This window comes from Flavobacterium sp. B330r (assembly GCF_056824325.1).
In genome coordinates this window covers 2,280,645-2,307,147 of sequence record NZ_CP124860.1, presented here as the reverse complement: position 1 = coordinate 2,307,147, position 26,503 = coordinate 2,280,645, and the positions used below count along the sequence as shown (strand labels likewise).

Below are 26,503 nucleotides of genomic sequence, written 5' to 3'. Positions count from 1 at the left end.
TTTAATTAGGTTATGATTTTAAATTATAGATTTTCTTTGATGAAATTGGTCATTTTTGCGTAAAGCTGAACTCTAGTGTTTCCGCCATAAATACCGTGGTCTTTATCTGGATAAATTTGAGAATCAAACTGCTTATTAGCCTGAATTAAAGCTTCCATCATCTGCATCGTGTTTTGAACATGAACATTGTCATCTCCAGAACCATGAATCAACAAGAACTTTCCTTTCAATTTACTAACATGATTAATTGGAGAGTTTTGATCGTATCCGCTTGCATTCTCTTGTGGAGTCTGCATGTATCTTTCTGTATAAACGCTGTCGTAAAATCTCCAGTTGGTAACTGGCGCAACAGCAATTGCCATTTTAAACACATCGTTTCCTTGGAAAATACAGTTAGAAGCCATAAAACCACCGTAGCTCCATCCGAAGATTCCAATTCTTGAAGCATCAACGTAAGAATAAGCACCAATTACTTTTGCAGCATCTATTTGGTCTTCAACCTCATATTTTCCTAATTCTTTTTGAGTCACTTTTTTGAAATCAGCCCCTTTATAACCTGTACCTCTTCCGTCAACACAAGCTACAATATAACCTTGCTGCGTTAATGAAAGAAACCAGTAATCATTAGAATTATTCCATTGATTTGCTACCTGCTGAGATCCTGGACCAGAATATTGGAACATGAAAACAGGATATTTTTTTGAAGGATCAAAATCTTTTGGTTTTAAAATCCAAGCATTCAATTCATTTCCTTTTGCTGTTTTTAGAACAATAAATTCTTTTGAAGGAAGGTCATACGCTTTCAATTTATCAGCAAGAGCCTGATTATTTTCGATAACCTGAATTTCTTTTCCAGCTTTTGCATCATTTAAAGTATAAACCGTTGGCTGTGTAGCGCTAGAATACGTATTGATAAAGTATTGGAAATTTGGACTGAATGTGGCTTTATTTGTTCCAGTTTTTGAAGATAAACGAACTTTATTTTTTCCATCTAAACTAATTCTGTAAAGATCTCTATTGATAGAACCATTTTCTGTAGATTGGTAGAAAATAGTTTTTGTTTTTTCGTCGAAACCGTAGTATGAAACTACTTCCCAGTTTCCTTTTGTAACTTGATTTTTAAGTTTTCCGTTTTTATCATATACATAAATATGATTGAAACCGTCTTTTTCGCTTGTCCAGATAAAACTGTTATCTTTTAAGAACGTCAAATTATCATTGATATCTACATATGCTTTATCTTTTTCATTCAAAACTACTTTTGCAGCAGCTGTGTTTCCATCAACAAACAACAAGTCTAAATTATCTTGGTGACGGTTCAAAACCTGTGCACAAAGTACATTTGCATCATTTGTCCATTGCATTCTTGCAATATAGAAATCATTATATTTTCCTAAATCTACTTTTTTAGTTGCTGCAGCAGCTACATCATAGATATGTAATGAAACTTCTGAATTTTTTTCTCCAGCTTTAGGATATTTAAAAGTCTCAATTTTTGGATATAAATCTTTATGGAAGATTGACATTGAAAACTCAGGAACTTGGCTTTCGTCAAAACGAATATAAGCTACTTTTTTACTGTCTTTACTCCAGTCGAAAGCGCGAACAAATGCAAACTCTTCTTCATAAACCCAGTCCGTAATACCATTTATAATAGCATTTTTCTTTCCGTCTGTTGTAATAGCCGTAGATTTTTTTGATGCTACGTCGTATACATATAAGTTATTTTCTTTTGCGTAAGCGATTTTTGTTCCGTCAGGTGAGAATGTTGGCTCTTGAATTTGAAAATCAACAAGTTTGATCAGAGATTTTGCTGCGATATCATAAAGGTAGTAATCGGCAGTAAAAGAGTGACGGAAGATTTTAGAAGAATGACAAGCAATTAAGATCTTTTTTTCAGAAGCATCAAAAGTATAGCTGTTAATTCCGTCGGCAAGTTCTTTATGGTTCTTAGTATCAATAAGATTCGATACTTTTTTCAGGGTAGCAAAATCGTATAAATCAATCTGCATACTTCTACTCGCCTGATCCACATTTAAAACAGTGTATTGATTTGTATTTTTCAGCGATTGTAGTTCATCCATTCCTTTTGCCCGGAAAGTACCGCCAAAAACATTTTCGACAGTTATTTTTTGCTGTCCAAAAACAACCGCAGTTAAGAATAAAAGTACTGCAGTAAATTTGCTTGTATTCATTAGAATTATTTTAAATATAAAAAGAGCCCAATTTTAGTAAAAAAAATAAACATAATACACATTTTAAGTGTTAAATGTTAAAAAAAATAACGATTGCGTACTTTCATGTCTGAAATAGATTGCAATCAAAACTCTTAAAATAGTATCTTTGTGCACACAATATTATTTAATACATTGAGAATGAACAACGCTGTTGCCGGATTTTCTAAATTATCCAAAAAAGAAAAAATTAACTGGATTGCAAATGAATATTTTTCAAATCCTGAAGAGGCACAAAATATTATAAGAAATTACTGGAATTCAGACGAAAAGCTTCAGCAGCTTCATGACGAATTTATAGAAAACACCATTACAAACCTTTATATACCACTTGGAGTTGCTCCTAACTTTTTGATTAACGGAAAATACAAAACAATTCCGATGGCAATTGAAGAAAGTTCTGTAGTTGCAGCAGCTTCAAAAGCCGCAAAATACTGGTCTACAAGAGGCGGATTTAAAGCTACTATTATCAATACTGAAAAAATTGGTCAGGTGCATTTTACTTATAGCGGAGATGCAGAAAAACTAACTCAGTTTTTTGACCAATTAAAACCAAAATTCTTTTCAGAAACGCAAAGCATTACCAAAAATATGCAGCAGCGTGGTGGAGGAATTTTAGATATTAAACTAAAAGACAAAAGAAGTTTACTTGAAAACTACTATCAGCTTCATGCTACTTTTGAAACAAAAGACAGCATGGGAGCCAATTTCATCAATTCTTGCTTAGAGCAATTTGCTACAACTTTAAAAGAAGAAGCTCAAAATTCTGACTTGTGCAAAAATGGTGAAAACCTAGAGGTCATAATGAGTATTCTCTCTAACTACGTGCCGCACTGCCTTGTTAGAGCTGAAGTTTCTTGCCCAATCGAAGAATTAGCAGAAAAACACATCACCAATCCTCAAGAATTTGCAGAACGTTTTGTTCAAGCCGTTCAAATCGCAGAAGTTGAACCTTTTAGAGCAGTTACCCATAACAAAGGCATCATGAATGGTGTCGATGCTGTAATTCTGGCAACAGGAAACGATTTTAGAGCCGTAGAAGCTGGCGTTCATGCTTATGCAGCTCGAAATGGTCAATACGCAAGTTTATCTCACGCCAAAATCGAAAACGGAATCTTTACTTTTTGGCTTGAAATTCCGCTTGCAGTTGGCACAGTTGGCGGCTTAACCTCTTTACATCCTTTAGTAAAATTGTGCTTAGAAATTTTAGAGAAACCATCCGCACAAGAATTAATGCAAATTGTAGCAGTTGCAGGTTTAGCACAAAATTTTGCTGCATTGCGCTCGCTAACCACCACTGGAATTCAGGAAGGACATATGAAAATGCACCTTAACAACATTATCAATCAATTTGAAGCTACCGATGAAGAGCGTCATTTAATTAAAACACACTTCAAAAAAACAGCTGTTTCTCATAGCGCTGTGGTAGAATTTATTGAAAACTTAAGAAAATAAAAAAGTCAAAAATTCCAATATTTTAAGTTCCAAATTTCCTACTTGGAATTTCACATTTGGAATTTGAAATTTAAGATTTAGAATTTATATAATAAAACAAGTATGTCAACAACCTTTTATAGTAACGGAAAACTTTTTATTGCTGGAGAATATCTGGTTTTGGATGGAGCAGATGCTTTTGCGTTGCCTACAAAATTTGGTCAGGATTTAGTGATTGAAGATTCAGAAGACAAACAAATTGAATGGAAAAGTTATGATTACGACAAACACTTATGGTTTGAAGAGACTATTTCATTTGACGAAGTTATAAAAGGTTTAAACTCTCAAATTGACACGGTAAAATCGACTTTAGTCAACATACTGCATGAAGCTTATATTTTAAATCCAAAGTTTATTGATAACGCTACTGGCTATAAAGTAAGCACGCATTTGAGTTTTCCAAAAAACTGGGGATTAGGAACCTCCTCGACTCTTATAAATAATATTGCACAGTGGACTGAAATTAATGCTTTTACGCTATTAAATAATAGTTTTGGCGGAAGCGGTTATGATATTGCGTGCGCACAAAACAACACCCCTGTTTTATACAGAATAAAAGATAATTTTGTACAGCAAGTTGAATTTAACCCAGACTTTAAGGAGCACATTTATTTTGTTTATTTGAATAAAAAACAAAATAGCAAATCTGCAATTTTCTCTTACAACAATCACAAAAACAATCATTTAGCAGACAGAGTTACAGAAAACAATAAAATCACAAATGCGATTCTTCATGCTCAAACATTAAAAGATTTTGCTTCTGCAGTTCAGAAACATGAAATTCATTTGAGCAAAGTCTTAGAAATGCAAACTATAAAAGAAGCTATTTTTCCTGATTTTAATGGTGTCATTAAAAGTCTAGGAGCTTGGGGCGGCGATTTTGTTATGGTAGTTTCTAAAGAAAATCCGAAAGACTATTTCTTTAATAAAGGATATGAGACGATTTTAACTTATGAAGAAATGATTTTATAAAATCAATTTTGAAAAAAAGACATTAATTAGCCTTTTTAGTGCTTTTAACGTGCTTTGTCTCCAAACGACGCACAGCTTTGCTTTCTTGCTCATTAGACTCTATAAGCCTATTGTGCAAGCGTTCAGCCATTTTTTCGATGCTGTTTGTAATAGAATCGTAAACCACTTCCATTCGGCGATGTTTCTCCTCTTTTACTGCTCTTAAAACATCTTCTACAAAAACTTTATCATATTTTTCGGCAACAGAATCATGTGTATTTGTCAATCTGATCACATAGTCGTTACTCAAAATAGTAACTTTAAAATGCTGCTCTTCATTACTCAAATAATACTTTCCACCCAATTCATCAACATTGATGTCGGTGCTGCCCACTTTTAAAAGCTCGATAATAATCCCATAAATATGACTTTCTATTTTGGTATATACTCTCGGCTTCTTTCTAAAAAAATTAAAAGTAAAAAACATTAAATGATTAATTATTAAGGATATTGCTTTTGGTTTTGGTTTGTTTCTTATTTTTTTTCAGCAAAAGCCAAAAATATGTTAAAATAAAAAATCGAGCAAATAAACTGTAATATTTTGAAAATCACAAGTTTTTCAAATTAAATTTCGATAATCCCTATATACTTTAGGAAAATTAATACAAAGTAAAATTATTTACTTCTGAAAAATAAATAAACTCTATTTAGATTTACAAAATTAAAACCGCTAATTACCAATAAACCATTTTTTTAGCAAAGTCACTAAAAACAAAAAAGCCCAAAACTAAATGTTTTGGGCTTTTATATATTAACCTTTTTAACTTAATAAAACTAGTAGTTAAATTGTAATCTGTTATCTTCAATTTTAGCATTGTTTTTCAATGCTGGTAATACTCTACTTGCATCATTAGCACTTTGAGCTTTTACTTTCTCTACATAAGCAGCGTGATTACCAATTGCAGGAGCTTTTACAGTTTTAATGTTTTTAACAACATAAACACCAGTATTTCCTTCAATTGGAGCAGAGATTTTGTTTGCTGTTAATGCAAATGCATTACCTACTACTCTTGGCTCTTGTCCAACTCCACCTGGCAATACAGGATTGTCTAGAGTTACATCTGTAGCTTGTTGAACTGCAACACCTGCAGCTTTAGCAATAGCTTCAATGCTAGAACCTTGCATTTTAGCTTTTAACAATTCAGCTTTTTTCTTGTTTTTCAAGATTGGCTCAACATAAGGTCTTGCCATATCAACAGAAACTAAACCTGATTTGTTTTCCCCTTTATATTGTGCGATAACGTGTCCGATGTTTGCGATTTCAAAACGCTTTACATCTCCTTTGTCAGTTTCTTTATCAAAAGCCCATCTTACAATGTTACGTTGGTTTCCTAATGGCCCAAACGCTTCATCCATAGCTTTTGCATTAACTGGCTGAGCCACTTTTAAACCTAATTCTTTCGCTGCAGCGTTGAAATCTTTATCAGCAGCATCCATTTCGAATTTAGTAGCTAATGTAAATACTTTATCAGAAGTAGCTTCAGAAGGCTCGATTTTTTGAGCTATTGTAGCTAAACGAATTCCGTCTTGTTTGTCTGTAACTTTGATAATGTGAAATCCGAAAGGAGTTTCTACTAAACCAACTTTACCAATTCCGTTGCTGAATACAAAATCATTGAAAGCTTTTACCATTTGGTTTGGCCCAAAATATCCTAAATCACCACCTTGCTGTGCAGATGAATCATCAGAACTTGTAAAAGCCAACATCATAAAACTATCTGGATTAGCTTGAACTTGAGCTAAAATTTCTTCCGCTTTAGCTTTAGCTTCTTCTTTAGTTCTTTTCTCTTTTGGATTTGGAGTTTGAGATCCTTCATAACCAATTAAGATATGACTTGCTTTTGCGTTAACACCCGCTTTAAACCCTAAAGATTTAGAGATCGCATAGTATCTTCCGTAAACGTATGGTCCGTAGATTGCTCCAGCTGGTAAGCTAAATAATTTATCAGCATCAACTGCTGGTAATGCATTTTTAGGAACATAAGTAGAATCGTAAGGCACATCAGAATTTGCATTTACAAATTCAGCAATGTTTGTTGCGCTTTTAAATCCTGGCAATGTATCGTTTTTACCTGTTTTTGCATTGTAAACAACACTTCCTGATAATAAAGCAGTTAATTTAGCTTTAATTTCAGCCTCATCTTCTTTAGAAGCTTTATCTTCAACTAAAACGTACTGAATTTCACGAGTTGCATCAGCTTTGAATTTTTTCTCGTTTTTCTTCATGTAAGCTACGATCTCATCATCAGAGATTTTTACTTCACTATCTTTAATAGAAGAATAAGGAGCTGCTGCATAAGCAAAACTCACTTTATTAGCTTCCATTTCGTACTTTAATTTTCCTTCACTAGCAGTTGTGTAAAGTCCTGATTTAATTAAAGTATTATAGATTTGAAACTTAGCGTTCAATTCAGCATCTTTCTCTTTCTCAGCGATGTATTGTGCAGCTTCTGGATTTGTTTTAAAATAATCTTTAAACTTAACAACATCAAAAATTCCTGCTGCGTTTAAGAACATTGGGTTTTTACCAATATTTGGATCTGATTTCAAAACCTCTAAAATGTGTTTTTCACCAACTCTCAATCCTAATTTATCAAATTGAGATGACAATAAAGCGATTGAAACTTCTTGATCCCAAACTCTGTTTGCAGCTTCAGTGGAAGTTATACCTTGCCCACTTTTTTCAACATTACTAACTTTAACTCTAAAGTCTTCAAATGAAATATCTTTTCCATCGATGCTTCCTACATCTTTTGAACTTTGACCAAATGTTCCTCTTGTAAATAGATCTTGTATTATAAATGCAAATAATGCAAGTGCAATAACTCCTATCAATAAAGCGGAACGCTGTCTAATTTTTGCTAAAACTGCCATTTTATTATCGTTAATTTTATATTCAGTTTGCGAAAATACAATTATCTAGTTAATAACAATACAACTAGCGTTTTATTTTCAACATTTTTTTTCATTAATTTAAAAAATCAGTCTTTAATTGTCATTTTGACTAGTTCTATTTTCTTATTTGATGCCTCTTCAATATAAAAATGAAACTTATCTATTACAATTTTATCTCCTTTTTGTGGGATTTCTTTTGTATGATTGACAATAAAACCTCCTAATGTGCCATAAGAATCTTCTTCTGGAATCATTAATTTATAGGTCTCATTCAAATACTCAACATCTAATCTGGTTGAAAACAAATACTTGCCTTCTCCAATTTGCTCTTCGATCAATTCTTCATCTAAATCGTGCTCGTCTTCAATTTCCCCAAAAAGCTCTTCTACAATATCTTCAATTGTGATAATTCCTGAAGTCCCTCCATATTCATCTAAAACTACTGCAACATTTTTTCGCTTTTTGATCAATAAATTCAGAACATCTTTAATTAAAATGGTTTCTGGAACAAATTCAACGGTCATTAGAACCGATTTTATTGTAGCTGGTTTTTTAAACAAATCGAAGGAATGAACATAACCTACAATATCATCTAATGAATTCTGGCTTATGATAATTTTAGAATATCCTGTTTCGATAAATAAGGCTCTAAGATCGTCTACAGTATCAAACAAATCTATGTCGACAATTTCTGTTCGAGGCGTCATAATATCTCGTGCCTTTACTCCGGAAAATTCTAATGCATTTTGAAAAATCTGAATTTCAGAATCTACCTCTTCATCTTCTTCAACCGTGCTCATTTGCTCTGTTATGTAATTTCCTAGCTCAATTCGACTAAATAAATGAATTTGGCTTCCTTCTGTTTTAAAAAATTTACTCAACACAAAATCTGCAATCCAAATAAAGAAAGTCGAGATATAATAAAACAATCGGTAAAATAAATAAGCCGGAAGTGCCAAAATCTTAATTAAAGAATTGGCATAAATTTGGAAAAATACCTTCGGGAAAAATTCTGAAGTCAACAGCACTACAAATGTAGCTAGAAGTGTCTGAATAAGGATATTCCACCAATCAGAAAAAACTAAACCAAAATAGGCCATCCAATCTAAAATTAGATCGCCCATAAAAAAACCGTAAATCACCAAAGCTACATTGTTGCCTATAAGCATGGCAGCGATAAACTTAGAAGGATTTTCGGTTAATTTTGTTAAGATTCGAGACAAGAAATCGTCTTGTTTCTTTTCTATTTCGAGATAAATTTTATTGGCGGATGTAAAAGCGATTTCCATCCCAGAAAAAAAGGCAGCTAGTATTAAACAGATTACTATAATACTAATTTCCATTTTTATTGTTTTTTGTTTCGATCATTATGCCTATTAAGAAATCTTCTCCTAAAGAAAAACATAAAAACAGCCATCCCTGCAATTACAAAATAGAAAGGATAACTTTCATCACCTTCATTCAGTTTTACAATACCATCATAAGTAAAGAAAACCGCAAAAAGGATGTAAACGTATTGTGTATATTTTAAATAACCCATAATATTATATTTCTTCGTCTGATTCTATTTCACCGCTTATTCGCTGCGAATTAATCACTTTAAAATCTTTACTAAAATCTATTCCCTGACCATAGGAAACCCCTTTTTTATCAGTCAATTTGAACTTTCGTTCTGTATAAAACCACTCGTTTTTCTGATCGAAATACAATTGTTCTGTTTCTAAAACCTGTCCTTCTTCAGAAGTAATCTTTACTTTACCGATCAAATCAATAATTCCCGTGTTTTTATAGGAAACCGCATAATTACCTCTAATAAAGGTACGTTTTTGCTTTTTATCATATAAAGTAACATCGATTCCTTTAGGGAATTCTGTAAAAGGAAAATCAAGATTGGAATAATCTAGCATTTTCGGACTGATCAAAACCCCTGTAATGCGTCCAGAATCTGTGTATTTAATATTTACAGTATCAGCATCACTGGCAGGAACAAATTCTGAGAAGTTAATTTTCTGAACTTCTTTAAAATTACTTTCGCATCCAAAAAACATTGTCACAGCAATAACTGTGACAACTAATAGACTATATCTTTTTGGTAAATTCATTTGCCAAATGTAGTAAATTGTAATGAGCTTCTAAAAGATAAAATATTTTGTTTATTGGAATTTGCTCTTCACAAACCATTTGTCGTTGAAAGAGAAACTCACACTAAAATTAACATAATTCTCTTGCACTAAATCTGATGCCGTTGTACCACGTTTACCAAATTCAATTCCGAAATTTAGATTTGAAAAAGATCCTGGAATAGGAACTCCAGCTCCTAAACTCATTCCGATATCTTTAATAGATTCATTATTTACAATAAGACCGATTTTTTCATATTTCAAACCAGCTCTATAGGTAATTCTGCTCAAATAACTAGTAAAAGAAGTATAATTTGGAAGGTAATATCCACCAAGAGCATATTTAGAATAGCTCTCATATCTTACATTACTTGCCTCATTATAATAATTTGCTAGCTGTCCGTCTCCTTGAAAAGTCATGTTAGCTCCCACAAGCCATTTTCTAGATTCACCAATACCAAAACCAACGCTCAATTTGTTCGGAAGTTTTAATTTTGTTGTTTCTGTTGGAGAAATATACGGGTCAGAATCTCCTTGAACCGAAATAACTCTTTTGTTATCTGAATTCAGATTGCTAGCGAAAGTATAGCTTAAACTAGAAAAAATGCTCGTTTTTTTATCGATTTTTTTCTGATACATTGTACCGAAACTAAATGCCATACCTGAAAGTTCAGACGTATTCACTTCTGCCGTTCCGCTTTCAACTCCAGTAATACCTTCAATAGTTGTAGTTGTAATTTTTCCGAAATTATATTGTGCATCTGCTCCAATATTCCAGTTTTTCATGATTTTATATGATAAACCAAAATATACTTTATTCACACCACCTTTTCCATCAAGCTGAGAATTTAATGCGCCTTCTGTAGCTGAATTGTCATTACGTATTTTGTATCCTACTGAACTTACAGGAATCAAACCAAATGAAGCACCAAATTTTCCCATCGGAATACCTAATGCTAAATAATCAAAAGTAGTTCTTTGTGCTTTTTCTGATTGAGAAGTCGTCTTTAAATTAGAAGTAGCAAATGTTCCTCCAACTGTAAAAGTTGTCTGAATTAAGCTGGCATAACTTGCCGGGTTTTCTATATTTAAGTGAATCGTATCTTGCTCTACTGCAACTCCTGCCATAGATCTGTTTTCAAGTGTTCCCTTGAATCTCACATCTCCTATTCCGAAAAAAGAATAAGGTGAAGCAGTACCTTGTTGAGCGAATGAAACGAACGATATAAGCAAACAAGCGCTTAGTATTACTTTTTTAATCATTGTCGATTTTATATTGATATGTTTGGCTCAAACTCTCCAGAAGGAAATTTGAATTGGCAAATATGGTATTTTTTAATCGTTTAGCCAAAAAATCTGCATCGCCTCCCGTTAAAATTATGATAAAATTTGAAAACTCTTTCCGATATTCATCGATAAAACCGTCAATCTCATAGACGAAACCGTTGACAACACCAGAATGTATAGCCTGTGCCGTTGAGTTTCCTATATAAGAGTCGGGCTCTTCTAAGGTTAGTAACGGCAGTCTGGCCGTAAAATTATGCAGCGATTCATATCTTAAACGAAGCCCTGGAGAAATGGCTCCTCCTAAATAATTATCATTTTCGTCGATGAAATCGTAGGTTATGCAAGTTCCGGCATCGATAACCAAACGGTTTTGTTTTGGAAATTGAAGTGTTGCTCCTGCAGCCAAAATCATTCGATCTATTCCTAAAGTTTTTGGAGTTGCATACTTATTTTGAAAAGGAAAAACATCTTCGTGGGTAAAAAAGTGAACTTTTAGTCTGTTTTCAAAAATCAAAAAGGACTGTTTTTCGATATTTCCTACCGAAGCAACAACCAAATCGGAGCATTTTGGATATTTTTCTAAAATTTTTTCAATTTTTTTTTCGATTTCATTTTTATCAAAAACAAAATTTTCTAGAGAAGTATTATCCTCAAATACAGACGCTTTAATTCTGGTATTGCCAACATCGATCGTTAAAATCATATTTCCATTTTTGCTTTTGCGAAGATACGAATAGATTTTTTCTAAAAAATGTTTTGCACAAACCAAAAATGATTATATATTTGCACCCGCAACAAGCACGGTACCTTAGCTCAGATGGTAGAGCAATGGACTGAAAATCCATGTGTCCCTGGTTCGATCCCTGGAGGTACCACGAAACCCGAATAGAAATATTCGGGTTTTTTGTTTTTATACTTTTCTGTTTTTTTAAACCGCAAGGAACGCTAGGGTTTACGCAAAGGTTCGCAAAGTTTTTAAAATTAAACTTTGCGAACCTTTGCGTTTTTTCTTTGCGCTCTTTGCGGTTAAACCCTCTTCAAATTTTCTTTTGTGAGCCAATTCAAAAAAACGTTGCGAACCTTTGCGCTTTTTCTTTGCGCCTTAGCGGTTAAATCCAAATGTCAACAAATAAATAGTTTTTGTTAAAAAAGTATTAAGTGAATAACGAAATATCTTCTATATTCGTAAAACTGTATTTTTAGAATTCATTCATTAACAAGATCTCAAAGCAGTTTTATGAGCAAAACTTCTACTAAGGGCATTTGGAAAGTAATTTCAGCCTCTTCTATGGGCACCATGATCGAATGGTACGATTTTTACATTTTTGGCAGTCTGGCTGTCGTTATTTCAACTAAATTTTTTCCAAACGACAATCCAACCGCAGCGTTTTTATCTACTTTGGCCACATTTGCCGCAGGATTTGTAGTTCGACCTTTTGGAGCTTTATTCTTTGGGAGACTTGGCGATATTATTGGGCGTAAATACACTTTCATGGCTACCTTACTATTAATGGGTGGTTCTACTTTTCTAATTGGCTGTATTCCGAGTTACGAAACGATTGGTTTTCTCGCTCCTTTATTAGTTCTGATTTTACGCCTACTGCAAGGGCTTGCTCTTGGAGGTGAATATGGCGGAGCCGCTACGTATGTAGCCGAACACGCACCTGCTGGAGAAAAAGGATATTGGACTTCTTGGATTCAGACTACAGCTACTGTTGGTTTATTTATTTCTCTAATGGTTATTCTAGCAACTAAAAGCGTGCTTTCTGCCGAAGCTTTTGATTTATGGGGATGGCGCGTTCCGTTTTGGGTTTCGATTGCGATGGTTGGAGTTTCGTATTTAATTCGAAAAAACATGGACGAATCTCCAGTTTTTGCGAAAGCTAAAAAAGAAGGAACCACAAGCACAAATCCGTTAAAGGAGAGTTTTGGAAACCGATATAATTTAAAATTTGTTCTTTTGGCTTTGTTCGGAGCGACAATGGGACAAGGTGTTGTTTGGTATACAGGTCAATTCTATGCAATGAGCTTTATGAAAACGGTAATGAATGTTGATTCTTCTCAAGTTGATGAATTATTAGGAATTGCTCTTTTAATTGGAACTCCATTTTTTATTGTTTTTGGATGGCTGAGCGACAAAATTGGACGCAAATACATTATGATGTTCGGGATGCTATTGGCAATTTTATCCTATAGACCTATTTATAAGGCAATGTACAACACAACAGACATTAGCAAAAAAATAGAAATCGTAGAAAATCCTAGAGAAACAACCGAAAAGAAAGCTGATGGAAGTTCTGTTACAACCATTCAAAAAAAATATACAGATGGTACAACCGTAATGGAGAAAAAAACGTACATGGAGAAAAAAGATGTGCAAACAAGTGTCTCCATTCAAATAACTCCAAATGATAAATGGGCTTTAATTTTTCTGGTTTTTATTCAAGTACTATTTGTGACCATGGTTTACGGTCCAATTGCGGCATTTTTGGTGGAGATGTTTCCAACTAAAATTAGATATACTTCTATGTCATTGCCTTATCATGTTGGAAATGGAATTTTTGGAGGATTGCTCCCTGCTATCTCTACTTACTTTGTATCACACGCCAAAACAGCAGGCAAAGCCGATTTTTATCTGGATGGATTATGGTATCCTATAATTATTGCTGGAATCTGCTTTGTTATTGGGATGATTTATATTGACAACAAAAACAAAATTACTCACCTTTAAAATTTACAAAAAAAATGAATGCGATTAAACAAGTTTTAGGGGCGTTATGGATTGCTTTGGCCGCAGCTGCTGCTTATTTTTGCGTGTTTGAATTTGGTTTGCCCAAACTTCTTTCAGACCAACAAGACGATTTAGTATTTGGTGTAATAATTTTATTTATACTTACTCCGCTAATCGTTATGGGATTAGGAACATTTGGATATTATTCTTTAATTGGAGAATATAACGACCCTAAAAGAAAAACAAATAAATAATTATAGCTAACACAAAAAATAATATCTGCTTATTCAATTACTTCAAAAGATATAAAAAACATTAAAATAAAACATTTGCATTAAAAAACTACTTAACAAAAAAAAAGGCTGTCCATTTCTAGACAGCCCTTTTTCATTACTAACCAAACCTAATTTTTAATAAACTTCACAACGCGAACCTTATTATATTCGTCAAACGTTTTTACTAGATATAATCCAGATGCTAAACTGCTTACAGAGAATTGATAATCTGTATTTCCGTTTGTATTAAATGTTTTTACTAATTGTCCTGTAACAGAATAGATCTCTACTTTTGAAGTTTTGAATCCTAAAGTAAAATAATCGGCAACAGGATTTGGATATAAATTAACTTGGCTTCCTTTTTCGAAATCTTCAATTGCCAAGTTTGCTGTTTTATTACCATAAATTCTATACTCTCCAGCTGGTAAATTAATTGGGGCGTTTACATCGATAACATTTATTGTCGTGTTATCCATCAAATTATACCAAATTCCTGTATATGGAAAACCAGTTGAAATATTTTGTGCCGAAGTATCGAAATTAGCTAGAATCAAGACATCTTTTAACTGTGCTGAAGTAAGATTTGCATTCGTAATCTTTACATTTAAAGTTAATGTATTGGCGTCTGGAATTATGGCTGTACCTAAAAAAACGGGCTCCGTTTTTTTAAGTGTAATCATTTTTGCCCAATCGTTATAAATCTTATTACGATTAGAATTTCCAAGCCAATTGTTTACCCATTGAGGCTGTGGCTTTGTATCTAATTTACAATCTCCGCCTACAGCATCAAAATCTGAATTTACAGAATCATCATTGCAGGTAAAAATAGACTTCTCCCAGCCTAGTTCACCAAAATGCCAAATCATTTTTGGTCCTGGAATTAATAAAGAAACGGCACCAATTGCCGACATTCTTGACAAAGCTGTATTTAATGTTTTTACATTATAACTTCCGTTTGAAGCTCCGTATTGTACATTTTTATACATTAAACGTTCTTCGTCATGGCTTTCTGCATACCCCATTAAACGGTTGGCAGCAAATCCGCGGTTTGCACTATTCATTCTAAAAATATTACTTTCAGAAGCATATCCCATTGACAATTGATTGTACTCTTTTGTCATTTTCCCCCACATCATCACTCCTTTACTTGGCGTTTCAGAAATTTTATAATCTGCCCATTGTTTTTCTTCGGCGTCACTTCCTAAATGCTCAAAAATGGTATAATGAGTTGGATCTAAACTCCAAGAATAATCGGCATATTTTTTTAAAACATCTACTCTATCTTGCTGATAACCATCAGTACATGCATTATCTGAAGCCGTACAAGCTTGAGTAAATCCTTTGGTTAAATCCCATCGAAATCCATCAATTTTATACTCTTCAATCCATTGTTTAATTACTCTTTCTACATAATATTGCGTTTTATCCGACTGATGATTAAAGTCCTCTCCTACACTATAAGTATGTTTTGCCACGGTATTAAAATATGGATTTTCTGCTGTTGGCGATCCAAAACCGTCTCCATCAGGATCATTCATCCACATTCTAACCATCGGATTTCTTCCAAAAGCATGATTTAAGGCAACATCCAAAATTACTGCGATCTCATTTTGATGACACAAATCGATAAACTCTTTTAGTTTATCCGAAGTTCCATAAAACTTATCTAAAGCCATATGAAATGAAGTATTGTAACCCCAGCTTTCATTGCCTTCAAACTCCATTACCGGCATTAGCTGAATAGCATTTATTTTAAGGTTTTTAAAATAATCTATCTTATCTATTAAACTTTGAAAATTGCGAGAAGCATCAAAATCACGAACCAAAACTTCGTAAACCACCAGTTTTTCTTTTTCTGATTTTACAAAGTTTGTAACCTGCCAGTTGTATGGAGTCTGTCCTGTTTTAAGAACGGTAACTTCAAATTGTTGGCCTGTTGGGTAAACTGGTAAATTTGGATAGGAAGATGCTGGAATCCAAGGATCATCATAAGGAGATAAAACCAAAGTTGAGTAAGGATCTGCTGTTTTTACTAAAGATGGAGAATTAGCCAGCGGCGAAGCATCTACAACCCAATATTGAAAAGTATTATTTACACCTGAAACCAATCCAGTCAATTCTAACCAAAACTTTCCCGAAGCAGGGTCTTTTTTCATGGCATACGCCGATGTAGGCTGCCAGTTATTGAAACTTCCGGCAACGTAAACAAAATCTTTTGATGGAGCATCAAGCACTAATGTTGCTTTTGAAACATCACTAGAATAATTAATTCCATCAACCAATCCTGTTGGCATTGCTTCAGAAACGGTATTCGGATTTACAACAACCGAAAACTTCTTTATAAGGGTAACTCCTGCTTGAGTGACACTCAATTCATACATCTGATTGCTTGTAACATTTGTATGAGAATAGGAATAGCTTGCTGTACTTGCATTCGCATTTATAACTACTCCATTTGCTTTTAAAGAATAACTTGCCGCTCCATTTGTATTTGTTGCAACGATATTAAAATTTGATCCAGAAGCTATAATTAAAGCACTATTCTCAACTGGCGAAGTGAGATTTACCTGAAAAGCTCCTACTTCAGCAACGGCATCTTGAGATTGTCTTGATCCAGATCCGTCTTTTGCTTTAACCAAAAAACCTATTCTGCCTATTCCGTTTCTGCCAAAATATACAGAGGGTATAAATGTTTTGGTATACGTATCGGCTCCTGCATTGTATGTAAATCTGCTGGCTTCGTTTGAAGCGGTCCAAGATCCGTTTGAAGGAGAATCTGCTTGATTTGTATCATTTATATCATAAGACCACGACCAAAGATATAAGGCATTGTCTGTAATTCCCCAAGTGCCTTCATTAACACTTGTTCCTGCAATTGAAATAGTTATGGAAGTGGTATCTTCAAAAGTGGGCGGATTTATTGAAAAACTAACCGTTTGCTGTTGGGCAAAAGCAGTTAGTCCCATCAATAAAAATATTGATAGTAAAGTTTTTTTCATAATCAGTGTGGTTATTTGATTAGTAAGTTTGATTAAAAAAGGGCTATCTGAGATAGCCCTTTTTCAGTTATTAACTGAAGTTTTTATTGATTTGGAATCATCAAATAACTTCCGTCTAAATCATTGAAATAAATTACATATTTAGATTTTGCAACCGGTATATTATCCCCAGTTCCTCCACCAGAAAAAGCAGTAGTTCCACCCCATGAAACATCCCATGCATTATTCGCTCTGAATTTTGCTTCTCCATCATTTAAGCTTGTTGATCCTAATGACCACGCATGTTTGTCAAAAGTCGATTTATCTAATGCAGTAGAAGCATCCCAGCCACCAGGAGTACTGCTTCCTATAACACCAACAGTATCATATAATTTTGCTATTGATGCAGCATCTGTGTAAGGTGTCAAAGTATATTTTAAAGTTTTGGTATTAAACTGGAAATTATAATATCCATCTGCTGGAATTGTAAATTCACCTGCATTATTTTTAATTTCAATCGAACTGTCATCTGCTTTCCCCAATTGAGAATCCCAGCTTCCTTTTACAGATATTAGTTTAAAGTTACCTGCTTTGAAATAACCAACAAATTTATATTTTGTATCATCTTTACCATCTCTGAACATTGGCTGATGTTTCGTATCAACATTATTATCCCATCCGCCAGCAACAGCCGCTCCTATTAGATACCAATCTGTGAAATCATAAGTAACTCTTCCTAAATAAGGAGTAACACTAATTGTAATTAAGTTTTTTCCAACTTGAACAAAACCTCCAGAAACATTAGCAGTAATTTTTACATCATACTGAGCCGCTTCTTCTGGTTTTCCTCCTAAATCAATTGCTGCTTGATTTAATTCTTTACCTAGTACAGAAACCTCAGTAATACTGTTTGTAGTACTTTGCAATGTTTTTGCAGCAGTAAAATCTCCGCCTTTCTTATCAATAAGCAAAGTATACTTTATTGCTACAGTTGAAGAATATTGCGCAGCCGACCAAGTAAATTTAGCTACTTCGTCTGATGCTTTATCAACATCAAGAACATAATTCTGACCTGTTGTTGGCGCTGTAATTTCTGGAGCTGCAACAACATTAAGCACTGGTCTTTCGTCTACAGAGTCCGCATTACACGACACCAATAGCACACCAATAAATGCGATTAAAATTTTATATATATTTTTCATTTTACAGTTCTATTAGATATTAGTACCCAGGATTTTGTTTCAATGTAGGGTTCGCCTGAATTGTCTTAGAAGGAATAGGCATTAAGTCTCTATATGAATCTGTTGCCATACCATTCATTACGCCACCTTTCCATTGCCAGATCTTGCTTCCTCCTGTAAATTTTCCAAAACGAATCAAATCTGTTCTTCTGTGGCACTCCCAGAATAACTCTCTACCTCTTTCTGCCAAAAGAAAATCAAGAGTTAAATTTGCACTTGATATTGTAGTTGCTCCTGCTCTTGTTCTAATTTGGTTTACATAATCTACAGCAGTTGCCAAATTACCTGTAGTTGCACCACGTACAACAGCTTCAGCATACATTAAATAAGCATCAGAAACTCTGAAAACTGGAAAATCAGTATCTGGAATATCAGTTCTTTGAGCTGGTGAACCATCCGATTTTTTATTAATATATTTAGTCACAGCATAACCATCTGTAAATGTTGAAATATTAGTAATATCTAAAGCTTGTCCATCAGTATGGAATGTTCCTCTTTTATCTCCAGTAGCAGTTGCATCAGGAAAAAGAGCCACGAATTCTTTACGAGTTCTAGTACCGAACCAACCTCCGTCCATTCCTCTTGAAGCAGCATCTATACTTCCTCCAATAGCAGCGTGAATAATAAAACTCATTCCTCCACCAGTTGCTCTAATTGCATTTCCATCACTTATGATCGGGAAAATAAATTCGTTTTGAGCACCATTTGTATTGTTATCTGCAGAGAATAAGTAAGAATAAGGAACGTTTGCAAATGTATATCCTGAATTAATGATTTCAGTACATAAAGTTGCTACGTCATTGTTTCTTTCTGTTCCTGTATATACTTTAGAGTTCAAATAAATTTGAGCTAATAAAAATTTAGCCGCTACCTTATCCACTCTACCGTATTCATTTGATTTTGCATTTGCTAAACTATTATCTAAATCTTTTAATTCAGACTCTACAAAAGCAAAAACTTCTGCTCTAGATTTTTGTACTGGATAAAAGAATCCAACAGGATCAGCTTCTGTTGTAATTGGCACATTACCAAATAAATCCATTAAATTTACATAAGAATAAGCTCTTAAGAAACGAGCTTCTGCTCTAAAAGTTGCAATTTCAGCTTTTAGACTTGCATCAACACCTCTTGCTTCTAATTTCTCATCTGTAGTTTGTCTTAAAAATTCATTTGCCAAACTGATATGGTAAGATGCTCTAGAATACGTTCCGTATAAAAACTCATTTACAGGAGACCATGTTTGTGTGTTTAATGTTGGCAAAGCACCATCGGCCCAAGCAATAACAGCCTCATCTGTAGGTAATTCTTGCGTTACAAAAAGCAAACGCAAGTAACTACTAAAATCCCCGCTAAGACCAGCAATATCTGCTTGTCCGTCACCATCATTTCCTCCTACATAAAGTCCAGCATATAATTTTGCTAAAACCTGCTTGTAAGATGCTGGATCTTCAAAAAAAGTTTCCGATAAAAATTCATCATCATCTTTTGGTGTCACGTTTAAATCGTCAGTACACGAAGTAAGCGTCATACTTATTCCTAAAATAAATAGGAAGAAATAAGATATATATTTAAATGATATTTTCATTTTGTATGTTTTAAAATTTTGTTTTTCAATGTACTATTAGAAACTTGCATTTACTCCAAACAAGAATGTTCTTGCTCTTGGATAAACGTTACCATCGATTCCGTTGAATTTCTCCGGATCTAATCCATCATATTTTGTAAGTACAAAAACATTTTGAACACCTGCTGAGAATCTTAAAGAAGCAGCTTTCAATAAAGCTTTATCCAAAGTATAACCAACTGTTACGTTATCTAATTTGATGAAAGAAGCATCTTTTACATAGTAATTAGATAAATAACGCTGAGTTCCATTATCTTCATAAGTAAATCCAGTATTTAAATAATCTGAACTTACGTTTGATAAGTCTGTTTGTCTTCTTAAACCTGCATCTGAATATCCTAAGTTAGAATTTACGTTATCAAAAATGTAATTTCCTAAACTTGCTCTCCAGTTCATTGTAAAATCAAACTTTTTGTAGTTTAAAGTTGAGAATAAACCGAAAGTATAATCTGCTGTTGGTTTTTTGTATCTGTAACGATCATTTCCATCAATTTTACCATCTCCATTTCTGTCAACATAAGCTCCAGCAATAGGTTTTTTGTTTGCATCATACAATTGCTCGTATACAAAGAATGAATTTGGAGCAGATCCAACTGTATTAATTAAAACTTTATTTCCGTTTCCACCTTTAATATTATCTCCTACTTCATAACCTTGGAAACCTTCAACAGTCTGACCTAAACTCTCAATTTTTTGGTCTAAATAAGTAGCATTAACCGCTACGTTCCAAGTTAAATTATCTTTTTTGATGATATCTGACTGAAGGCTGAATTCAACCCCTTTAGTTCTTAAATCACCAATATTATTAAATCCTTGGTTTCTCAAGTTAGCACCATCTGGCACTAATACATCAGCTAATAAGTCAGATGATTTTTTATCAAAATAGTTAACAGATCCAGTAATTCTATCTTTTAAGAATCCAAAATCAACTCCGATATTCATCTCAGCCAATTCTTCCCATTTGATATTTTGGTTATATCCTTCTGGTCTAGCTGTTCTGTAAACAACACCATTAAATACATATTGAGTATTAACCGTACCAAGTGTAACTCTTCTTAAATAGTCATACTGAGCAGAAATATCTTGCTGACCTGTAGTACCGTAACCAACTCTTAATTTCAAACTAGAAAGTGTTTCGTTATCTTTTAAGAAAGACTCTTCAGCAATATTCCATGCAAAAGCACCTCCCATAAAGTTACCCCATCTGTTTTCTTCAGAGAAACGAGAAGTTCCGTCTCTTCTGTAGTTTAAAGTCAATAAATATTTACTGTCCCAACCTAAATTCACACGTCCAAAATAAGATTGTAAATTAATATCTGGATCAGTAATAACATCTTCATTTCTACTAGCTGCAGGCTGTGTAAGCTCTCCAGATTGGTATTTTTCTTTTTGGAACAACTGATAGTTGTAACCAGCTGTAGCATCCAATTTAAGTTTTCCAAAAGTTTTGCTATACACAAAATACGCATTCAAGTTTTTGTTTTGAAGATCATCTGTGTACGTATTATCGTTTCCTAAATTTACCCAGTTTCCAGAACTGAATGGGTTTGGCTGATATCCTAAAGCACTTTCTGTACTTTGTCTGTTGTATCCGCTACTGTCGAATCTATCGATACCAGCTTCTGCAACAAATCTTAAATCTTCGAAGAAATGGAATTTATAATCAAGGCTGATGTTACCCCATTTTCTAGTAGATTTAGATCTTTTGTCTTCTTGATTTAATCTTGCAACTGGGTTTTTAGCAGGTAATAATGCTAAGTTTCCGTTTGGCTCCAACCATTCAAAATATCCTCCGTAACGAGAACCCGCTTCGTAAGGAGATTGTGTTGGATCAAAACTAATTGCAGAACCAATAACCGCATCTTCGTCTTGAAATTGATTTTTGCTGAAAGATAAGTTTCCGCTAATATCAATTTTTAAGTGATTATCAAACAATACTGGATTTAACGATATCGATGTCGTTGTTCTTTCAAAAGAAGTGTTTCTTAAGATTCCTGGATTATCAACATTACCAACAGATAAACGTACTGGTAATTTATTGAATAAAGCACCGCTTACAGAGATATTATTGTTTGTTGTTAAAGCTGTATGGAAAATTTCATCTTGCCAGTTTGTATTTGCAGTACCCATTAATGCTTTTTGAGCATCAGATCCTTTTGAGTTTACAAAACTTCTAAATTGATCTGCATTTAAAACATCAACTGTATTAGCCACTGTATTGATACCAACTTGAGAGCTGAAGTTCACTTTTACACCACCTTTAGTTCCTTTTTTAGTTGTAATTACGATTACACCATTTGCTGCACGTGAACCGTAAATAGCCGCTGCAGAAGCATCTTTAAGAACTGTAAATGACTCAATATCATTTGGGTCAATTGTCGACAATATACTTGTAGCACCACTTGGAACAGCGTTGCTTAAAGGAAGTCCATCTAAAATAATCAATGGGTCGTTTGAAGCACTTAATGAAGATCCTCCACGAATTCTAATATCTGCTTTTGCTCCTGGAGCACCTCCTCCAACAACATTTACACCAGCAATACGTCCACCAATCAAAGATTCTGGAGTAACGTTGATACCTTTATTAAATTCTTTGGCAGAAATTTGAGAAACAGATCCTGTTGCGTCTTTTTTCTTAACAGTTCCGTAACCAACCTGCACTACAACTTCTTGCAATTGATTGGTATCTTCTTCTAAAGATACTGGCAAGTTTTTCTGACCATTAAAGACAATAGTCGCTGTTTTGTATCCAATAAATGAAACTAAAATCTTGTCTCCATTTTTTAAATTTGGCAATTGGAATTTACCATCAAAATCTGTAGAGGTACCAGTTGCGGAACCTTGTACATTTACATTTACCCCTGGTATTGGCTGACCTGTGGCATGATCAGTTACTACTCCACTTAAAGTACTCTGAGCTAGTACTGTAAACGGAAGCAGAAGGAATAAAAATAACAACTTTTTGTAAATTGTTTTCATACTTTTTGTTTAAATTAGTTTTGAGTTTTTGACTGTTAGTTAAGTTTTTAATTTTACTTCGAATTCCAAAATTATGAATTTATTAACATGCTCAACCAGAGACAATTTTTATTGCTTTACGAAAACGTGGTAGTGTTGAAAACTTTCTATTTTTTGTAATCTTTTAGCGTTAAAATTGCAAATACCAAAAATATTGCACACCTTTATTATTAATTAGATTTTTTTCAATTAACTCCATGAAACGTAAAATAACCCTCAAACAGATTGCAAAGGAGCTTGACGTGTCTATCTCAACTGTCTCAAAATCACTTAGAAACAGTCTAGAAATTGGCGAAGAAACACGACTAAAAGTGCAGGCTTTTGCGAAGTTTTACAACTACAAGCCCAACAATATTGCCCTTAGTTTAAAGAACCGAAAAACCAAGAGTATCGGGATTATTATTCCAGAAATCGTACACTACTTTTTCTCTACTGTCATCAACGGAGTAGAGCAAGTGGCAAACGAATACGGATACAGCGTAGTTATCTGTGTATCAGACGATTCTTTTGATAAAGAAGTTCTAAATATGGAGATGTTAGCCAACGGAAGTATTGATGGTTTTATCATGTCTCTTTCTAAAGAAACACAATTTAAAGGCGACTTTCACCACATTACCGAAGTCATCAATCAAGGAATGCCTGTAGTAATGTTTGATCGCGTTACAAACGATATATTATGCGATAAAGTAATTATTGATGATAAATCTGCAGCCTATGAAGCAGTTCAAAGTTTAATTGACAATGGCCGCAAGAAGATCGCTCTTGTGACCACGGTCGATTATGTAAGTGTTGGAAAACTGAGAACCGACGGTTACGAAAAAGCATTATTAGACAATGGATTGCCTTTTAATGAAGATTTAATCATAAAAATTGAAGATGTAGAAACTTGCGAAATAACCATTAGTCAGCTTTTGCATGAAAGAGCTTTTGATGCCGTTTTTGCTGTAAATGAGCTTTTTGCTGTAACAATTATCAAAACAGCAAATAAAATGGGATTAAAAGTTCCTGAAGATTTAGCTGTAATTGCATTTACTGACGGAATCATTTCAAAATACTCAACTCCAACAATTACAACCGTTAGCCAAAGTGGAGAAAAAATGGGCAATAAAGCGGCAAAAATGCTTATTGAAAGACTTGAAACAGAAGAAGATGACGACGAAGAACATACTGAAAATTACACCACAGAAGTTATCGAAACTCATTTAATAAAAAGAGAATCTACTGACTAAAAAACTTAAAATCAACACTTTCTAAAGCCATAAAAAATATTTATGGCTTTTTTATTAGCATAAATAAAAAAATAATTTATAATTTTACGCCCGTCAAGGCTTTTAGTTTTACTTCGAAAAGAACAAAGTTTTGATAAGCAAGGCGCTTATCGTATAATTTTTCAAATTACGATAATGGAAAAGCGTAAATTAAGTTTCTGGGAAATTTGGAACATGAGTTTCGGTTTCTTAGGAATACAATTTGGTTTTGCACTGCAAAACGCAAATACTTCAAGAATTTTTGAAACCCTTGGTGCTAAAATAGATGAAATCCCAATTTTGTGGATTGCTGCGCCTGTTTCAGGTTTAATTATTCAGCCCGTTATTGGTTATTTCAGTGATAGAACTTGGACTCGTTTAGGGAGACGACGCCCCTATTTTTTAATTGGCGCTATTTTGTCATCGATGGCTTTGTTCGTAATGCCCAACTCTCCAACTTTATGGATTGCTGCAGGAACTTTATGGATAATGGATGCTTCGATCAACGTTTCAATGGAACCTTTCCGTGCTTTCGTAGGCGATAATTTACCCGACCATCAGCGTGCCTTGGGCTTTGTTATGCAGAGTTTCTTTATTGGTACCGGTGCCGTTGTTGGTTCTGTTCTGCCCTATCTTTTCACAAATGTTTTTGATGTCAGCAATGTTGCGCCAAAAGGAATTATTCCGGATGCCGTAAAATGGTCATTTTATATTGGCGGAATCGTTTTTCTGCTTTCCGTTTTATGGACCGTTTTTAAATCAACCGAATATACGCCTGAAGAACTTCATGCTTTTGAAGCTAACAGCAAAAAAGACTCCGAAGGCATATCAAATTCTGAAACAGAATCTGGCGTTTCTACAAAAAAACAATTGCTTTTAGGATTATTGTTTGCTGGTATCGGAGCATTAATTTCATTTTTAATTTTCGAAAACAGCCTGGCAAAAGAACTTTATATTCTATTTATTGGTCTAATTTTCATGGGTATTTTATTTGTAATTGCATCGCAACTACGAACAAAAAAAGTTCAGAATGGTTTTACCATAATCATGACCGATTTATTGAATATGCCAAAAACAATGCAAAAATTAGCTTGGGTTCAATTTTTCTCTTGGTTTGCGCTTTTCTCAATGTGGATTTATACAACTCAAGCAGTCACACAGCATATTTTTGGAACTACAGACACAACTTCGAAAACCTACAATGATGCCGCCGACTGGGTTTCGGTATTGTTTACAGTTTACAACGGAATTGCCGCTGCAGTTGCCTTTTTACTGCCAATTATTGCAAAAAAAGTAGGCGTTAGAGCAACACACTTATTGGCCTTATGCGCTGGAGGTGTTGGTTTAATTTCAATTTATTTTATTGGTGACAAACAAATGCTTATCCTTCCAATGCTAGGCGTTGGTATTGCATGGGCAAGTATTTTATCAATGCCTTATGCTATGTTGTCTGGTGCTTTGCCAGCTGCAAAAATGGGTTATTATATGGGAGTTTTTAACTTTTTCGTAGTAATTCCGCAAATCGTAGCCGCTACGATATTAGGATTCGTAATCAAACAATTCTTCCATAATGAACCTATTTACGCTCTAATAATTGGAGGTGTATCAATGATTTTCGCAGGATTATTGACTCTTAGAGTAAATAGTAAAACTAAAATTGAAATCCATGAATAATAAAAAAGCATTCATCTTCGATCTTGACGGCGTGATCGTTGATACCGCTAAATACCACTTTTTGGCTTGGCAAAAAATTGCTCAGTCGTTAAATATAAATTTTACACATGAAGACAACGAACTTCTTAAGGGCGTAAGCCGAGTTCGTTCGTTGGATATAATACTTGGATTAGGAAATGTTGAGGCTTCTCAGGAAGACAAAGACAAATGGCTAATTCAGAAAAACGAAGATTATTTATCTTATTTAGTTGACATGGACGAAAGTGAGGTTCTTCCAGGAGTTATTACAATTCTAAAACTATTAAAAGATAAAAATCAAGGAATTGCATTGGGCTCTGCCAGCAAAAATGCAAGACCCATTTTAGAAAAAACAGAGATTCTGTCTTACTTCGATGTTATTGTTGACGGAAACGATGTCAGCAATGCAAAACCAGATCCTGAAGTTTTCTTAAAAGCGGCTCACTTATTAAACATTGATCCAAAAAATTCAATTGTATTTGAAGACTCTGTTGCTGGAATTCAGGCAGCAAACATCGCAGAAATGGTAAGTGTTGGAATTGGTGAGGAAACAATTTTACATGAAGCTGATCATATTTTTAAAGATTTTACCCAAATGGAAACAAGCTTTATTAACGATTTAATTAGTCAATAAGAAAATTTGATAATTAGATAAT

19 protein-coding genes and 1 tRNA gene are annotated in these 26,503 nt (G+C 33.9%); 8 read left to right on the top strand and 12 right to left on the bottom strand.

Annotated features, from left to right (window positions below):
• Positions 1–23: 23 nt before the first annotated feature.
• Positions 24–2,195 (bottom strand): S9 family peptidase, encoded by a 2,172-nt coding sequence (locus tag QLQ95_RS10470; protein WP_482503731.1) that lies wholly within the window; start codon positions 2,193–2,195, stop codon positions 24–26.
• 180 nt (positions 2,196–2,375) lie between these two features.
• Here QLQ95_RS10470 and QLQ95_RS10465 point away from each other — a divergent pair, with 180 nt between their 5' ends.
• Both QLQ95_RS10465 and QLQ95_RS10460 read left to right on the top strand, forming a co-directional pair.
• On the top strand, positions 2,376–3,689 hold the full coding sequence (locus tag QLQ95_RS10465) for a hydroxymethylglutaryl-CoA reductase, degradative (RefSeq protein ID WP_482504059.1): 1,314 nt from the start codon (positions 2,376–2,378) through the stop codon (positions 3,687–3,689).
• Positions 3,690–3,791: 102 nt separating this feature from the next.
• Complete coding sequence (locus QLQ95_RS10460) at positions 3,792–4,700, top strand: GYDIA family GHMP kinase (protein ID WP_320493444.1); 909 nt, start codon at positions 3,792–3,794, stop codon at positions 4,698–4,700.
• Between the two features lie 22 nt (positions 4,701–4,722).
• On the opposite strand, the gene QLQ95_RS10455 is transcribed toward QLQ95_RS10460, so the two are convergent.
• The 7 genes from QLQ95_RS10455 to QLQ95_RS10425 all read right to left on the bottom strand — a co-directional run bounded on the left by QLQ95_RS10455 (position 4,723) and on the right by QLQ95_RS10425 (position 11,744).
• Positions 4,723–5,166 (bottom strand): hypothetical protein, encoded by a 444-nt coding sequence (locus QLQ95_RS10455; RefSeq protein ID WP_095928139.1) that lies wholly within the window; start codon positions 5,164–5,166, stop codon positions 4,723–4,725.
• 347 nt (positions 5,167–5,513) lie between these two features.
• A complete protein-coding gene (locus QLQ95_RS10450) occupies positions 5,514–7,613 on the bottom strand; it encodes a peptidylprolyl isomerase (protein WP_482503729.1) in 2,100 nt (699 codons plus the stop codon).
• Between the two features lie 107 nt (positions 7,614–7,720).
• Entirely contained in the window at positions 7,721–8,977 is a 1,257-nt protein-coding gene (locus QLQ95_RS10445; RefSeq protein ID WP_320493446.1) for a hemolysin family protein, read from the bottom strand.
• A gap of 2 nt (positions 8,978–8,979) precedes the next feature.
• A complete protein-coding gene (locus QLQ95_RS10440) occupies positions 8,980–9,174 on the bottom strand; it encodes a hypothetical protein (protein ID WP_095928142.1) in 195 nt (64 codons plus the stop codon).
• A 4-nt stretch (positions 9,175–9,178) separates the two neighbouring features.
• Positions 9,179–9,736, bottom strand: a complete 558-nt coding sequence (lptC, locus tag QLQ95_RS10435) for an LPS export ABC transporter periplasmic protein LptC (RefSeq protein ID WP_482503727.1) — start codon at positions 9,734–9,736, stop codon at positions 9,179–9,181.
• 51 nt (positions 9,737–9,787) lie between these two features.
• Positions 9,788–11,017 carry a BamG family beta-barrel-assembly machinery protein gene (bamG, locus tag QLQ95_RS10430; protein ID WP_482503726.1) on the bottom strand — a complete coding sequence of 410 codons (1,230 nt, stop codon included), beginning with the start codon at positions 11,015–11,017 and terminating at the stop codon, positions 9,788–9,790.
• Complete coding sequence (locus QLQ95_RS10425; RefSeq protein WP_482503724.1) at positions 11,010–11,744, bottom strand: type III pantothenate kinase; 735 nt, start codon at positions 11,742–11,744, stop codon at positions 11,010–11,012. Before QLQ95_RS10425 ends, bamG begins: the two co-directional genes overlap by 8 nt.
• Before the next feature lie 99 nt (positions 11,745–11,843).
• On the opposite strand from QLQ95_RS10425, the gene QLQ95_RS10420 reads away from it, so the two are divergent.
• The 3 genes from QLQ95_RS10420 (at position 11,844) to QLQ95_RS10410 (ending at position 14,026) form a co-directional block, all read left to right on the top strand.
• Positions 11,844–11,916 (top strand) — tRNA-Phe (locus tag QLQ95_RS10420).
• A 362-nt stretch (positions 11,917–12,278) separates the two neighbouring features.
• A complete protein-coding gene (locus tag QLQ95_RS10415) occupies positions 12,279–13,772 on the top strand; it encodes an MFS transporter (protein WP_320493449.1) in 1,494 nt (497 codons plus the stop codon).
• Positions 13,773–13,786: 14 nt separating this feature from the next.
• Positions 13,787–14,026: a DUF6814 family protein gene (locus QLQ95_RS10410; protein WP_095928146.1), complete on the top strand. Its 240-nt coding sequence runs from the start codon at positions 13,787–13,789 to the stop codon at positions 14,024–14,026.
• Between the two features lie 149 nt (positions 14,027–14,175).
• Here QLQ95_RS10410 and QLQ95_RS10405 read toward each other — a convergent pair whose 3' ends face one another.
• The 4 genes from QLQ95_RS10405 to QLQ95_RS10390 form a co-directional block, all read right to left on the bottom strand.
• Entirely contained in the window at positions 14,176–17,046 is a 2,871-nt protein-coding gene (locus QLQ95_RS10405) for an alpha-amylase family glycosyl hydrolase (protein ID WP_482503721.1), read from the bottom strand.
• An 83-nt stretch (positions 17,047–17,129) separates the two neighbouring features.
• Entirely contained in the window at positions 17,130–18,227 is a 1,098-nt protein-coding gene (locus QLQ95_RS10400) for a SusE domain-containing protein (protein WP_482503719.1), read from the bottom strand.
• A 19-nt stretch (positions 18,228–18,246) separates the two neighbouring features.
• Positions 18,247–19,851 carry a RagB/SusD family nutrient uptake outer membrane protein gene (locus tag QLQ95_RS10395; protein ID WP_320493452.1) on the bottom strand — a complete coding sequence of 535 codons (1,605 nt, stop codon included), beginning with the start codon at positions 19,849–19,851 and terminating at the stop codon, positions 18,247–18,249.
• Positions 19,852–19,887: 36 nt separating this feature from the next.
• Positions 19,888–22,869, bottom strand: coding sequence for a SusC/RagA family TonB-linked outer membrane protein (locus QLQ95_RS10390; RefSeq protein ID WP_320493453.1), 2,982 nt, complete (start codon positions 22,867–22,869; stop codon positions 19,888–19,890).
• A gap of 236 nt (positions 22,870–23,105) precedes the next feature.
• Between QLQ95_RS10390 and QLQ95_RS10385 the strand changes: the two genes are divergently transcribed.
• The 3 genes from QLQ95_RS10385 to pgmB all read left to right on the top strand — a co-directional run bounded on the left by QLQ95_RS10385 (position 23,106) and on the right by pgmB (position 26,481).
• The gene (locus QLQ95_RS10385) at positions 23,106–24,137 is read left to right on the top strand and encodes a LacI family DNA-binding transcriptional regulator (protein ID WP_482503717.1); all 1,032 of its coding nucleotides are present in this window, start codon (positions 23,106–23,108) and stop codon (positions 24,135–24,137) included.
• A gap of 174 nt (positions 24,138–24,311) precedes the next feature.
• The gene (locus tag QLQ95_RS10380; RefSeq protein ID WP_482503715.1) at positions 24,312–25,829 is read left to right on the top strand and encodes an MFS transporter; all 1,518 of its coding nucleotides are present in this window, start codon (positions 24,312–24,314) and stop codon (positions 25,827–25,829) included.
• Positions 25,822–26,481 (top strand): beta-phosphoglucomutase, encoded by a 660-nt coding sequence (pgmB, locus tag QLQ95_RS10375; protein WP_482503713.1) that lies wholly within the window; start codon positions 25,822–25,824, stop codon positions 26,479–26,481. The genes QLQ95_RS10380 and pgmB overlap by 8 nt, the downstream gene beginning before the upstream one ends.
• Positions 26,482–26,503 lie beyond the last annotated feature (22 nt).